At 67.1% G+C, this 11,715-nt stretch carries 15 protein-coding genes; 5 read left to right on the top strand and 10 right to left on the bottom strand.

The window, feature by feature from the left end; translation table 11 throughout:
* Nucleotides 1–13: 13 nt before the first annotated feature.
* Complete coding sequence (locus ACV229_RS25690) at nucleotides 14–1,699, bottom strand: FAD-dependent oxidoreductase (protein WP_448085917.1); 1,686 nt, start codon at nucleotides 1,697–1,699, stop codon at nucleotides 14–16.
* Between the two features lie 392 nt (nucleotides 1,700–2,091).
* On the opposite strand from ACV229_RS25690, the gene ACV229_RS25685 reads away from it, so the two are divergent.
* Nucleotides 2,092–2,895 carry an EAL domain-containing protein gene (locus ACV229_RS25685; RefSeq protein ID WP_448085916.1) on the top strand — a complete coding sequence of 268 codons (804 nt, stop codon included), beginning with the start codon at nucleotides 2,092–2,094 and terminating at the stop codon, nucleotides 2,893–2,895.
* A 255-nt stretch (nucleotides 2,896–3,150) separates the two neighbouring features.
* Here the strand turns inward: ACV229_RS25685 and ACV229_RS25680 are convergent, their stop codons facing one another.
* Both ACV229_RS25680 and ACV229_RS25675 read right to left on the bottom strand, forming a co-directional pair.
* Nucleotides 3,151–3,597 (bottom strand): GFA family protein, encoded by a 447-nt coding sequence (locus ACV229_RS25680; RefSeq protein WP_448085915.1) that lies wholly within the window; start codon nucleotides 3,595–3,597, stop codon nucleotides 3,151–3,153.
* 122 nt (nucleotides 3,598–3,719) lie between these two features.
* On the bottom strand, nucleotides 3,720–4,511 hold the full coding sequence (locus tag ACV229_RS25675) for an IclR family transcriptional regulator (RefSeq protein ID WP_448085914.1): 792 nt from the start codon (nucleotides 4,509–4,511) through the stop codon (nucleotides 3,720–3,722).
* A 76-nt stretch (nucleotides 4,512–4,587) separates the two neighbouring features.
* On the opposite strand from ACV229_RS25675, the gene ACV229_RS25670 reads away from it, so the two are divergent.
* Entirely contained in the window at nucleotides 4,588–5,775 is a 1,188-nt protein-coding gene (locus tag ACV229_RS25670) for an acyl-CoA dehydrogenase (RefSeq protein WP_448085913.1), read from the top strand.
* Between the two features lie 194 nt (nucleotides 5,776–5,969).
* Here the strand turns inward: ACV229_RS25670 and ACV229_RS25665 are convergent, their stop codons facing one another.
* Entirely contained in the window at nucleotides 5,970–6,608 is a 639-nt protein-coding gene (locus ACV229_RS25665; protein ID WP_448085912.1) for a peroxiredoxin, read from the bottom strand.
* A 303-nt stretch (nucleotides 6,609–6,911) separates the two neighbouring features.
* Between ACV229_RS25665 and ACV229_RS25660 the strand changes: the two genes are divergently transcribed.
* From ACV229_RS25660 to ACV229_RS25650, 3 genes are all read left to right on the top strand, one after another.
* On the top strand, nucleotides 6,912–7,214 hold the full coding sequence (locus tag ACV229_RS25660) for a DUF883 family protein (protein ID WP_010091502.1): 303 nt from the start codon (nucleotides 6,912–6,914) through the stop codon (nucleotides 7,212–7,214).
* A 125-nt stretch (nucleotides 7,215–7,339) separates the two neighbouring features.
* Nucleotides 7,340–7,729 carry a phage holin family protein gene (locus tag ACV229_RS25655; RefSeq protein WP_448085911.1) on the top strand — a complete coding sequence of 130 codons (390 nt, stop codon included), beginning with the start codon at nucleotides 7,340–7,342 and terminating at the stop codon, nucleotides 7,727–7,729.
* 43 nt (nucleotides 7,730–7,772) lie between these two features.
* A complete protein-coding gene (locus tag ACV229_RS25650) occupies nucleotides 7,773–8,228 on the top strand; it encodes a DUF3318 domain-containing protein (RefSeq protein ID WP_448085910.1) in 456 nt (151 codons plus the stop codon).
* Nucleotides 8,229–8,278: 50 nt separating this feature from the next.
* Here ACV229_RS25650 and ACV229_RS25645 read toward each other — a convergent pair whose 3' ends face one another.
* The 6 genes from ACV229_RS25645 to nrdR all read right to left on the bottom strand — a co-directional run bounded on the left by ACV229_RS25645 (nucleotide 8,279) and on the right by nrdR (nucleotide 11,686).
* Entirely contained in the window at nucleotides 8,279–8,722 is a 444-nt protein-coding gene (locus tag ACV229_RS25645) for a type IV pilin protein (protein ID WP_448085909.1), read from the bottom strand.
* The gene (locus ACV229_RS25640) at nucleotides 8,719–9,225 is read right to left on the bottom strand and encodes a pilus assembly PilX family protein (protein WP_448085908.1); all 507 of its coding nucleotides are present in this window, start codon (nucleotides 9,223–9,225) and stop codon (nucleotides 8,719–8,721) included. Before ACV229_RS25640 ends, ACV229_RS25645 begins: the two co-directional genes overlap by 4 nt.
* A gap of 38 nt (nucleotides 9,226–9,263) precedes the next feature.
* Nucleotides 9,264–10,097 (bottom strand): PilW family protein, encoded by an 834-nt coding sequence (locus ACV229_RS25635; protein WP_448085907.1) that lies wholly within the window; start codon nucleotides 10,095–10,097, stop codon nucleotides 9,264–9,266.
* Nucleotides 10,087–10,479, bottom strand: coding sequence for a type IV pilus modification PilV family protein (locus tag ACV229_RS25630; protein WP_448086038.1), 393 nt, complete (start codon nucleotides 10,477–10,479; stop codon nucleotides 10,087–10,089). The genes ACV229_RS25635 and ACV229_RS25630 overlap by 11 nt, the downstream gene beginning before the upstream one ends.
* Nucleotides 10,480–10,490: 11 nt before the next feature.
* Nucleotides 10,491–11,054, bottom strand: coding sequence for a GspH/FimT family pseudopilin (locus tag ACV229_RS25625; protein ID WP_448085906.1), 564 nt, complete (start codon nucleotides 11,052–11,054; stop codon nucleotides 10,491–10,493).
* A gap of 152 nt (nucleotides 11,055–11,206) precedes the next feature.
* Nucleotides 11,207–11,686 (bottom strand): transcriptional regulator NrdR, encoded by a 480-nt coding sequence (nrdR, locus tag ACV229_RS25620; RefSeq protein WP_448085905.1) that lies wholly within the window; start codon nucleotides 11,684–11,686, stop codon nucleotides 11,207–11,209.
* Nucleotides 11,687–11,715 lie beyond the last annotated feature (29 nt).

Genomic DNA, 11,715 nt, shown 5'->3' with positions numbered 1-11,715 from the left:
GTCGGGTTGGCATTCAGGCCGCGCAGATCGCGCGCGCCAGCGCGTCGCCGACCGCCTGCCGATCGAGCGCACGCATCCGCGCGCACACGTGCTGGTCGGGACGCAGCAGATAGAACGTGCCGGGTTTCGCGTCGTAGCGTTGCGCGGCGAGGCCGTCGACGTCCTCCACGACGTCGATGCCGGGCACCGCCTGCGCGTGCCCCGAATGCCCCTTCGGCACGACGAGCACCGGCTTCACCGGCAGCGCGAGGCCGGCCACCGCCTGCGCGAGCGCGGCCGCATCGCCGGGCAGGCCGAACAGCACGCCGGCGAAGCCGCCGCGCAGGTGCTGCAGCAGCCAGCCGGCCGCGCCGTGCGTGCCGGGGGTGCGGATCGGCGCATCGGCCGCCGCCGCGCCCGCGCGCATCGCGCACGCGAACGTGTCGCCCTTGCGGTCCCGCGTGTTGAGCGGCGAATCGGCGAGCACGGCCGGTACCGACAGCCGCCCGCTGTTGACGAGCTTGCGGGCGAATTCGCAGTCGCGCGCGAGCTTCAGCGTCGCATCGCGGAACACGCGCGACACGGGGCTCTTCGGCGTGATGAAGTCGGTCGAGCGCGTCGAATTGCGGATGTTCTCGTCGGCCGCGAACTCGCGTTCGCTCGCATACGTATCGAGCAGGCGATCGGGTGCGTTGCCGTCGAGCACGAGCTTCAGCTTCCACGCGAGGTTGTCGGCATCCTGCACGCCGCTGTTCGCGCCACGCGCGCCGAACGGCGACACGCCGTGCGCGGAGTCGCCCGCGAACAGCACGCGGCCGTGACGGAACGTATCCATCCGTTGGCAGCGGAACGTGTAGACGCTCACCCATTCGAGCTCGAACTCGACGTCCGGGCCGAGCAGCGCGCGCACGCGCGGGATCACGCGCTCGGGCTGCTTTTCGGCGACCGGGTCCGCATCCCAGCCGAGCTGGAAGTCGATGCGCCACACATTGTCCGGCTGGCGGTGCAGCAGCACCGACTGGTTGCGGTGGAACGGCGGATCGAACCAGAACCAGCGCTCGGTCGGGAATTCCGCCTTCATCTTCACGTCGGCGATCAGGAAGCGGTCCTTGAACGTGCGGCCGTGGCTCTCGAGGCCCATCAGCGTACGCATCGGGCTGCGCGAGCCGTCGGCCGCGATCACGTACTGCGCGCGCAACGTCTCGACGCCTTCCGGCGTCTCGACCGTCACCGTCGCGTGATCGGCGGACTGCTCGATGCCCGTCACCTTGTGCTTCCAGCGGATGTCGATGTTCGGCAGCTCGAACGCGCGCTCGGCCAGGTAGCCTTCGACGTAGTACTGCTGCAGGTTGATGAACGCCGGACGCGCATGCCCCTCTTCCGGCAGCAGGTCGAACGCGTACAGCTGCTCGTCCTGCAGGAACACCTTGCCGACGTGCCAGCTCACGCCCTTGTCGACGAAGCGCTCGCCGCAGCCGAGTCGGTCGAAGATCTCGAGCGTGCGCTTCGCGAAGCAGATCGCGCGCGAGCCGGTGGACAGCGTGTCGTCGTCGTCGAGCAGCACGACGGGCACGCCCTGCTGCGCGAGATCGATCGCGGCGGACAAGCCGACCGGGCCGGCGCCGACGACGATCACCGGATGGGTCGCCGCGTCGCTTTCCACACCGCGCTCCGCGCGCGGCCGGTATGCAAATTTCAGGGTCTGGTAATCGATGCTCATGGTCGCCATCCGTCCGCTCAGCCCTGCCGCGGGCGCGACACCGCACCCGCCTGCCCGGACAGTTGCCCGCCTGCGGCCTGCCGATCTGCCGGGCCCGCGTGCGCTGCCCATTTCCTTTCACCCGCCACGTCTCGCTCCTTGCTTCCTGTTGAATCGGGGACAGGGCATCGCACGGCGACGCCCGAAAGCTGCTCGTTCTTGATCGACGACAAACTCAGGATTTACGAATAGTAAAACCAATTACGAATAGTGAAATCAACGTAAACCCTAGGCATCGACTGGAAGCCGGGATAACGATATGAGCGAATCGCCAAGCCGAGCGCGGCGTGCGCTGCTACTATCGAGTCATGAGGCGGCCCGTTCGGCCGCCGTTTTTCCATGTCCGATCCCCGATGATTCCGCCCACCATTCCCGAGCTGGTCGCCCGCGCCGGGCAACTGCCGTATCTGCGGGATCACCTCGCGCTCGCCGACAGCGGCAGCGCCTATGCGCGCCTGCCCGAGCGGACCATCAACAGCGCGTATGAACCGATCTACGACGTGACGATGCCGGGCGCGCCGCAATCGACGTCGTTTGCCGACACGATCGAGCGCTATGGCGACGAGCTGGGCTTCCAGGCCGTCACGCTGGTGACGGGCGCCGTGTGCGACTTGTTCGATCCGGCCGCCGACGACCAGGCGCTCGTCGCGGTCGACCGGCTCGCGCGCGCATTGCATTCGATCAATTTCTTCGGCGCGCAGCGCCACGGGCTGCTGTTCCTGCGCGTGCACGAGCGGCTGCTGAAGAGCGTGAAATACGATCACGGCAAGCACTTTTCATCGGTGCTGCAGCGCTTCGGCCTGCCGACCGAGCGGATCGTGATCGAGTTGCCGGCCGCCGCGGTCGCGCACAAGACGTTCCTCGGCTACCTGACGCGCAGCTACCAGAATCACGGCTTCAAGGTCGCGGACAAGCTGCCCGATCCCGGCCGGATCCTCGCGGTGGAATCGGACATGGCGCGGCCGGACTACATCAAGATGGATGCGGCAATCGCGTTGCGCGACGGCATGGTCAAGGCGCTCGTCGCATATGCGCAGCGCGTGCGGATCCCGCTGATCTTCGACGGCGTCGCCGACGAGACGCAGTGCGAGCTGCTGCGCCAGCACGACGTGCGGTTCATGCAGGGGCCGGTGTTCGCGAAGGTGGTGCCGGTCTGACAGGGAAGTGAGCGCGGGCTTCGGGCTTCGGGCTTCGGGCTTCGGGCTTCGGGCGTCAGGCGTCAGGCGTCAGGCGTCAGGCGTCAGGCTTCGGGCTTCGGGCTTCGGGCTTCGGGCTTCGGGCTTCGGGCTTCGGGCTTCGGGCTTCGGGCTTCGGGCTTCGGGCTTCGGGCTTCAGGCGTCGAATTTCCGGCTATTGAAGTCACGAAGTCACCCGGCAGTCGCGGCAAAGCGCGCGCCGGTTTTCAGCCCTCGTCAGCCCTCGCCGCCGTCGTCGTGCTTCGGCAGATCGTCACCGATCTCGATGCCGGGAAACCGGTTCGCGTACCAGATGTGCCACGTCGGCCGAATCCTCGACGGATCGTCGAGCGTCGCGTAATTGATCTCCACCTTCTTCGGCGCATCGATCAGCCGGTATTCGAGCTGCGTGCCGCAGCGGCCGCAGAAACGCCGCTCGCCCCATGCGCTCGATGCGTAGACGACCGGCTCGCCGCGCAGATATTCGAACGCGTCGATCGGCAGCGACGCCGATGCGAGCACCGCGGCCCCGGTCGTCTTCTGGCAGAGCCGGCAGTGGCAGAAGCCGGCGTCAGTCGGGATTTGCGTGATGCGGTAGCGGATCGCGCCGCAGGCGCAGCCGCCTTCCAGCGTGTCCAGGGGCGTTTCCGGCTGGGTTTCCGGCGGGGTTTCCAGTCGTGACATCGCGAACCTCGTCGTATTCGGGCGTCAGGCGAACGATGATGAGCGCCGTTCGCCGTGTCTGCAACCAGCGGCTGTCGGATGCATCCGTCTCGAGATTGCCGGCCACCCGCGAAACCGCGTAATCAGGCAAGCTGCCCGAGCCGCTGCGCCAGCGCCTTCAGGCGCGGCCCCACCTGCGACCGGAACACGTCCTCCCCCATCGACGACGCCGGCCCGCTGCAGCTCAGGATCAGCCAGCGCCCTTCGCGCGGCTCGCGAAACGGCACGGCGGCCGCGTTGACGTCCGCGTGCCACGCGCGGAACGAATAGCAGCATCCGCCCGACGCGAACTCGGCCACCGCTTGCTGCGCGGCGGCGACGAGCGCATCGGCGTCCGGGCCCGCGCCGGCCGCGCGGTGCAGCTCGCCATAGAGCGCGCGCCGCGCGTCGTCGGGCTGCACCGCCAGATACGCGCGCCCCATTGAGCTCGTCAGCATCGACAGCCGCGAACCGGGCGCGAGCCCGAGCGTCAGCGCGGTCTCGCTGCGGATCGTCTCCAGGTAGATCATGTCGAGCCCGTCGCGGCAGCCGAGCGACACCGCCGCGCCGATCTCGCGCGCGAGCGCCTGCATGTGCGGCCGCGCCAGATCGAGCGTGCCCGCGCCGGACAGCAGCGCGAAGCCGAGCGACAGCACGCCCGCGTCGAGCGCGTATTTGCCGAGCATGTCGTCGTAGCGCAGGTAGCCGAGCACGGTCAGCGTGTACGCGAGCCGGTTGACCGTCGCCTTCGGCAGGCCCGTGCGCTCAGCGAAATCGCGGTTGCCGAGCATCGTCTCGCCGGGACGGAACGCACGCAGCAGGTCGAGGCCGCGTGCGAGCGCGACGACGAACTTGCGTTCGTCGATCGGTTGATCGTCGATGGTTGAAAGTGTCATCTGGTGCTACACTGGGTTCAATTTGCAAAACATTGTTCCGCATAGCGGAACTCCAGTCAAGTGAGGAGATGACACGATGAGCGATGCAACTTTTCATTGGGACGATCCGCTGCTGCTCGAGCAACAGCTCACCGAGGACGAGCGGATGGTGCGCGACGCCGCGCACGCGTACTCGCAGGACAAGCTCGCGCCGCGCGTGACCGAGGCGTTCCGCCACGAACGCATGGACGCCGAGATCTTCCGTGAAATGGGCGAACTCGGCCTGCTCGGCCCGACGATTCCCGAGCAGTACGGCGGCCCGGGGCTCAACTACGTGAGCTACGGCCTGATCGCGCGCGAAGTCGAACGCGTCGATTCGGGCTACCGGTCGATGATGTCGGTGCAGTCGTCGCTCGTGATGGTGCCGATTTACGAATTCGGCTCGGACGCGCAGAAGGAAAAGTACCTGCCGAAGCTCGCGACCGGCGAATGGATCGGCTGCTTCGGCCTCACCGAGCCGAACCACGGCTCCGACCCGGGCAGCATGGTCACGCGCGCGAAGAAAGTGCCCGGCGGCTATTCGCTGTCCGGCTCGAAGATGTGGATCACGAACTCGCCGATCGCCGACGTGTTCGTCGTCTGGGCGAAGCTCGAGGAAGACGGCAAGGACACGATCCGCGGCTTCATTCTCGAGAAAGGCTGGAAAGGGCTGTCCGCGCCGGCGATTCACGGCAAGGTCGGCCTGCGCGCGTCGATCACGGGCGAGATCGTGCTCGATGAGGTGTTCGTGCCCGAGGAGAACCGGCTGCCGAACGTCGGCGGCCTGCGCGGCCCGTTCACGTGCCTGAATTCGGCACGCTACGGCATCGCGTGGGGCGCGCTCGGCGCCGCCGAGGCCTGCTGGCATACCGCGCGCCAGTACGTGCTCGACCGCAAGCAGTTCGGCCGGCCGCTCGCCGCGAACCAGCTGATCCAGAAGAAGCTCGCGGACATGCAGACCGAAATCACGCTCGGCCTGCAAGGCGTGCTGCGGCTCGGCCGGATGAAGGACGAAGGCACGGCGGCCGTCGAGATCACGTCGATCATGAAGCGCAATTCGTGCGGCAAGGCGCTCGACATCGCGCGGCTCGCGCGCGACATGCTCGGCGGCAACGGCATCTCGGACGAGTTCTGCGTCGCGCGCCACCTCGTGAACCTCGAAGTGGTCAACACGTACGAAGGCACCCACGACATCCACGCGCTGATCCTCGGCCGCGCCCAGACGGGCATCCAGGCGTTCTTCTGATCGCGCGGCGCTGACGGCGCCCTGCCGCGCGCAACGGCTTGCGGCACAAACGACACGGCCCGCCCGGCATCGACATGCCGGGCGGGCCGTTTGCGCTGTGCGCCAGCGCATCGCCATTCACCGCGATTGATCGCGACGCGATGTGCGGCTGCCTGCAACCGGGAACACACGCCGCGTCACGCGGCGCGCGATGCTCACTTGTTCGGTTGCGGCGTGAGGCGCAGGTACGGACGCACCGCGTTGAAGCCCTTCGGGAAGCGCTTCTTCAGTTCTTCCGGATCCTGCAGCGACGGCACGATCACCACGTCGTCGCCATCCTTCCAGTTGCCCGGCGTCGCGACCTTGTAGTTGTCGGTCAGTTGCAGCGAGTCGATCACGCGCAGCACTTCGTCGAAGTTGCGCCCGGTGCTGGCCGGATACGTGATGATGAGCCGCACCTTCTTGTTCGGATCGATCACGAACAGCGAACGCACGGTGAGCGTCTCGTTCGCGTTCGGGTGGATCATGTCGTACAGCTGCGAGACCTTGCGATCGGCATCCGCGATGATCGGGAAGCCGACGATCGTCGACTGCGTATCGTTGATGTCGTTGATCCAGCCTTGATGCGATTCGACACTGTCGACCGACAGCGCGATCACCTTGACGTTGCGCTTCTCGAATTCGCCCTTCAGCTTCGAGGTCAGCCCGAGTTCCGTCGTGCACACCGGCGTGTAATCGGCCGGATGGGAAAACAGGACGCCCCAGCCGTCGCCGAGCCACTCGTGAAACTTGATGCGGCCGAGACTCGAATCCTGTTCGAAATCCGGCGCGATGTCGCCAAGACGCAGACTCATGTCGTTCCCTCCTTGAACGGTGCGTGAAATCCCCGCGCGAACCGCGGAGACAGTGGCGTAGCTTACGGGAAGCCGATGAACCTGCGAACGATTATTCCGTTCGATATTCATACATTTTTGTCATTTTTGGACCGCGCCCCCCCGTGCCGGGAAACTTTTCCGCCTGTTCACGGCTCTCTTCATGCATTACAAGTCGTTTACCATGCGGTGTTGCGCGTCCGCCATGCGTCATCCCGGCTCGCCAGCCGGCAAGCGTTTCGCTACGATGTGAACCTGCAGCATGACAGCATGAAGGGAGTTGCAATGTCGGAAATCAACAAGGAGAAACTGATGTCGGATATCAAAACCGTTCTCGCGGACGCCGAAGATCTGCTCAAGCAAGCTGCGAGCAGCACGGGTGACCGTGCGGCCGAGCTGCGCGAGAAAGCGATGTCGCGCCTGAAGCAGGCCAAGGAAAAGGCAACCGACGTCCAGGTCGTGGTGGTCGAGAAAGGCAAGAAGGCCGCGCGCGCGACCGACGACTACGTGCACGAGCATCCGTGGACGTCGATCGGCATCGCGGCCGGTGTCGGCGTGCTGATCGGCCTGCTGGTCAACCGCAAGTAACGCGCGAGCGCCGTTCCGCCTTGCGGGCCGCCCATGATGCGGCTCGCGGGCGCCGAAGCTGACTGGCGGCTGCCCGCCGGTCGGCTTTGCCTCAGCCGTTTTCCGCACGCGCAAGCACACCACTCATGACGACAGACACCACCTCGCAGTCATCCGGGCACGGGCCGCTGCGCCGCCTCGTCGGCTCCGCGATCGGGCTGCTGCAAACGCGCCTCGAACTGGTGGGCATCGAGCTCGCCGAGGAGAAGGAGCGCCTGATGGGCGTGCTGTTCCTCGGGCTCGCAGCGATGATGCTCGCGACGATGGCGCTCATCAGCCTGACCGTGCTCGTCACGATCGCATTCTGGGATACGTATCGCTGGCAATCGCTCACGGTGATCACCGCGCTGTATGCGGTCGCCGGCGCCGTGTGTGCGCTGAAAGCGCGCGCGGGGCTGCGCGATGCGCCGATCGTGTTCGACGCCACGCTCGCCGAACTCGAGAAAGACCGCGAACTGTTCCGCAGCAAATCGTGAACGCGCACGCGTTCGTCCTTTTCCTCCATCTCGCCGACGCGCCATGAGCCAGAATGCCACGGGCAACCCGGGCAACCGTTACCGCCCATCTTCATCGCAATCGCGTCTGAACGCCGCGCAGAACCGTGCAATCCGCAAGGAACTGCTGATCCTGCGCTCCGAAGTCGAGCGGCTGGAGCTCGCGGAAGCCGGCGCGGAAATGCGCCAGGCCGTCACCCGCTTCCGCTGGCTCAAGGTGCTCGTCCCCGGGCTCACCGGCGGTGCGTTCGGCCAGTCCGCGAAGAACCTCAACACGAGCCTCGGCAATCTCGTCAACCAGTATCCGATGCTGAGCTCGCTCGTGTCGATCGTGCTCGCGAAGCCAGTCCGCTCGCTGTTGCGCGCCGGCGCCGGGCCGGCGCTGAAGTGGGGATCGCTCGGTTTCGCCGCGTGGGAAATCTACCGGTTCATGAAGCAGTCCCGCGAGGAGCGCGAACGCGCGACGGCAAGCGAGGATTGACGCGCGGCTCGATGCGTCGCGCAGTGCGTTGCATCAGCTTGTTCGTCTTGTCATCGCACGCCCCAGCACGCCGGATCCGGCTCGCTCGCACCGCCCTGCCCGACGTTGCCTTTCGTTCCATCCGAGCGCAATGTGAACGCGCCGCACGCATCGTCATGCATCGCCCCGCCGTCGAGCGGAGTCGCTTCCAGCTCATACGCGACCGACGCACCGTCGTCCGGACGCCGGATCGTCAATCGATAGACTGCCCGCCCCTCCGCCGGCGCTTGCGCAAGCGCGTCCGGCAGTGTCGGCGGCGGTACGCCGTCGAGTGTCTCAAGATACTGCGCTGCACGGTAAAGCGCGGTTACGGCCGATGCGCGATGCGCGTGCGCGACGTGCTGACGGTATGGCGGCACCGCAAAGCCCGCGAGCACCGCGACGATCGCCAGCGCGATCATCAGCTCAAGCAACGTGAATGCGGCCGAGCGACGCACTCCGGTCCTCCCGCTCATCGATCCACCGCCGCGACGCGGCGCCAGCGCTGCGCGACGATTCGTCCGTCTCGAATCGCGACCTGCATCTGCAACCACACGGCGCTCGATGCCTGCGCGCCGACGCCACGCGCAGTCACGAGGTAAGCGCGCTCGCCTTCGACAAGCCCCGCGATGCGCCACGCCTCGATCAGGCAGCGCGGCGGCCGCGCGGCCATCGGCCACACGGCGAACGGTGCGAGCGCTTCGGGCATCGTCAGCGCGGGCGTGCGCCGCCATGCGTCGGGTTCCGTGCGCGAATCGCCTGCGCGCAAAAAAGGCGCCACGTCCTGTCGCAAACGCGCGACGCATTCAACGAGCGCTGCGTCGGCGGCATGAAATGCAATCAGGCGCTCGGACAGCGCACGCGTGCGACGCGCCTCCGTCAACGCAGATTCGAACCACGTGCCCGTCAGTGCGGCCATGGCCGCGCCGACCGCGATAACGGCCGGCAACGCGATGCCCGCGTCACGCCGCTGCCGCATGCCGGGCATTCGCCGACGCGTCGCGTGTCCGGTCCGAATCAACGCGACGCTCCCAATGCCCGCAGCCCGTCGCGCGGACGGTCGCCGGGACCGGCTGCTGCGTTCCTCAGCGCAACGATGCGATGCAAGGTCAGGCGCGCGCGACCGTCCTGCGCCACCGCATGGTTGCCATCGCAATCGACGTGGCGGGCACGCTCGCGCATCGGGTCGCCCCGCGCCCGAACACAGACGTGCACGGCCGTCACGTCGTGCCAGTCATCGGCACGCATTGCCCCGGCGTCAACGAATCGCGTGTCGCCGCGTCGCAGATAGCGAAAACGCAGCTGATCGATGCCCGCGACGACCGGTTGCGCAGTACCGATGCGACCACTCCCTTCGCAATACAGTTCGGGCTCGCCCGTCGACGGGCTGACGTGTGCATCGAAGCGGTTCGACACCAGCGGACGCTCACCCGGCACGCCGACGCCTTGCCCGAGGCAATCCGACACCTGCCCGTTCGCGGTCGGCCATGTCGATACCGTATCGCCGACATAGCGGATCAGCAGCGCATCGGTCGACGCGTGACCGGGCTCGCAGTGCGCATGCGCGTCGTCGCCTCGCACGCGCGCCGATGCACAGCCGAACACCGGCGGCCACGGCGACGGCGTCATGCTGTCGAGCGATCGAAATCCCGCCATCTGAATCTGCTGACCGATCAACACCAGCGCGGTACCTGCAGCGTCCCGCATGCGGAATCCGTCGTCGGCGCGGCGCTGTGCGACGCGCTGGGCGTGGTACAGCGCGCCGACGGCCGCGAGCACGAGCAGACCGACGGACATCGCGACCAGCACTTCGAGCAGCGTGTGGGCGCGAGCATGACGCTCACCGGTCATTGGCCGTCACCTCGCTGAACGGGATCTGCACGCATGACGGCGGACGCATCGATCGTTCCTCTGCACCACATCGCGCGGGAGCCTTTGCGTCGCCGTCGCGCCATCCGAGCGTCATACGCCTCACGCCGCCCACGCCCCCCTCGATCGCCATCGCGCCATCCGGCAACATCGCCGCAGCGAGTGCCGCCAGGCTTGCATCCGCGTCCGGCACCATGCGCATGCGCTCGATGCGTGCATCGGCGAGCCATAGCGCGCGTTCTCGCCAGATCGTCGTGCGTTGCGCGCGCGCCATCGCGAGCTGGCTGCCGGCGACGGTCAGCATCATGAAGGCAAGCAGTGCGACGGCGATCATTGCCTCGATCAGCGACGTGCCGTACACCATGCGTCGCGCGCTCACGACACGGCCTCGCAACGGCCGGTCGCCACGCGCGCGCGGCCGCCCGCCGCGATGCGCACGCACCGCGACGCATGTGCGTCGTCCGCGACGGGCGCGTCGCGCCGGGGACGCAATTCGAAGCGCCGGATGCCGCCGATCGCCTGCCCGGCCGGCGGTGCGAACCCCAGATCGTGCGCGACGCCGGCAACGGCGACGTTCGCGTCGCGCGGGTAGCGCCTCAGTACGCGCGTCTGTTCGTCGAAGTGTCCGCTCACGATCCATCCGCACGACCATTCGGCCTCGTCGCAGCGCTCGCCGGCGTTCAGACATGCGCCGTCGCTCCCCGCCCTGCACAGCGTGACACGCACGCCAAGGCGTACGGCCTCGCTCCGCGCAAACGACAACGCGCCGAGCAACGCGCGCGAACGGGCGTCGACGCGCTCGCGCATCCGCCATTGATCGAACGAAGGCGCCGCAAGCAAACCAAGCCCGGCCATCAGCGCGACCACGACCATCAGTTCGACGAGCGTGAACCCGCATGCATGCCCGAGCGGTTTCCACCGTGTTTCATTACGCCGCATCGCCACCCTCCGCCAACGTGATGCGACGACTGTAGCGGCGTGTGCGCACGCGCACCATATGCCGAACGGCCAGCTGGCGCGACGCCATCGCGCCGACCACAATCGACGCGAGATGAACAACCGGAGGGATAGGGATGAATCAGCGCAGCGCGTCAGCGCTTACGCGGGGCCTTGGCGGGAGAGGCGCGACGGAATTCTTCGATTACGTCGGCAAATTCGGAAACGTCCTCGAACCGGCGATACACCGACGCGAAACGGACATAGGCAATCGTATCGAGACCGCGCAACTCGTTCATCACGAGTTCGCCGAGCTTCTCGCTACGCACTTCGCGCTCGCCAGTCGCGAGCAGCTGATATTCGATGCGGGCGACCGCCGCGTCGATCGCGTCAGCCGCAACCGGCCGCTTGCGCAGCGCGAGTTGCATGCTGGCGACGATCTTGCGACGGTCGAACTCCGTGCGGCTGCCGTCCTTCTTCACGACGGCCGGCAACGCCAGCTCGACCCGCTCGTACGTCGTGAAACGCTTGTCGCAGGCCGAGCAGCGGCGGCGCCGGCGAATCGCGGCGCCGTCTTCGGACACGCGCGAATCCACCACTTGCGTGTCGTCATGCCGGCAGAACGGGCAACGCATGAGCGATCAGCGATAGACCGGGAAACGCT

The sequence above is a fragment of the Burkholderia sp. MR1-5-21 genome (assembly GCF_053427715.1).
This window is presented reverse-complemented; position numbering and strand designations above follow the sequence as displayed.

Excerpts from the sequence above, each read along its gene's own strand:
- ACV229_RS25670 (WP_448085913.1), top strand. The coding sequence starts at position 4,588 with ATGAGCGATGCAACTTTTCATTGGGACGATCCGCTGCTGCTCGAGCAA.
- ACV229_RS25660 (WP_010091502.1), top strand. The coding sequence starts at position 6,912 with ATGTCGGAAATCAACAAGGAGAAACTGATGTCGGATATCAAAACCGTT.
- ACV229_RS25680 (WP_448085915.1), bottom strand. The coding sequence starts at position 3,597 with ATGTCACGACTGGAAACCCCGCCGGAAACCCAGCCGGAAACGCCCCTG.
- ACV229_RS25665 (WP_448085912.1), bottom strand. The coding sequence starts at position 6,608 with ATGAGTCTGCGTCTTGGCGACATCGCGCCGGATTTCGAACAGGATTCG.
- ACV229_RS25655 (WP_448085911.1), top strand. The coding sequence starts at position 7,340 with ATGACGACAGACACCACCTCGCAGTCATCCGGGCACGGGCCGCTGCGC.
- ACV229_RS25650 (WP_448085910.1), top strand. The coding sequence starts at position 7,773 with ATGAGCCAGAATGCCACGGGCAACCCGGGCAACCGTTACCGCCCATCT.
- ACV229_RS25635 (WP_448085907.1), bottom strand. The coding sequence starts at position 10,097 with ATGACCGGTGAGCGTCATGCTCGCGCCCACACGCTGCTCGAAGTGCTG.
- ACV229_RS25630 (WP_448086038.1), bottom strand. The coding sequence starts at position 10,479 with ATGGTGTACGGCACGTCGCTGATCGAGGCAATGATCGCCGTCGCACTG.
- ACV229_RS25675 (WP_448085914.1), bottom strand. The coding sequence starts at position 4,511 with ATGACACTTTCAACCATCGACGATCAACCGATCGACGAACGCAAGTTC.
- ACV229_RS25625 (WP_448085906.1), bottom strand. The coding sequence starts at position 11,054 with ATGCGGCGTAATGAAACACGGTGGAAACCGCTCGGGCATGCATGCGGG.
- ACV229_RS25640 (WP_448085908.1), bottom strand. The coding sequence starts at position 9,225 with ATGCGGCAGCGGCGTGACGCGGGCATCGCGTTGCCGGCCGTTATCGCG.
- ACV229_RS25690 (WP_448085917.1), bottom strand. The coding sequence starts at position 1,699 with ATGAGCATCGATTACCAGACCCTGAAATTTGCATACCGGCCGCGCGCG.
- ACV229_RS25685 (WP_448085916.1), top strand. The coding sequence starts at position 2,092 with ATGATTCCGCCCACCATTCCCGAGCTGGTCGCCCGCGCCGGGCAACTG.
- ACV229_RS25645 (WP_448085909.1), bottom strand. The coding sequence starts at position 8,722 with ATGAGCGGGAGGACCGGAGTGCGTCGCTCGGCCGCATTCACGTTGCTT.
- nrdR (WP_448085905.1), bottom strand. The coding sequence starts at position 11,686 with ATGCGTTGCCCGTTCTGCCGGCATGACGACACGCAAGTGGTGGATTCG.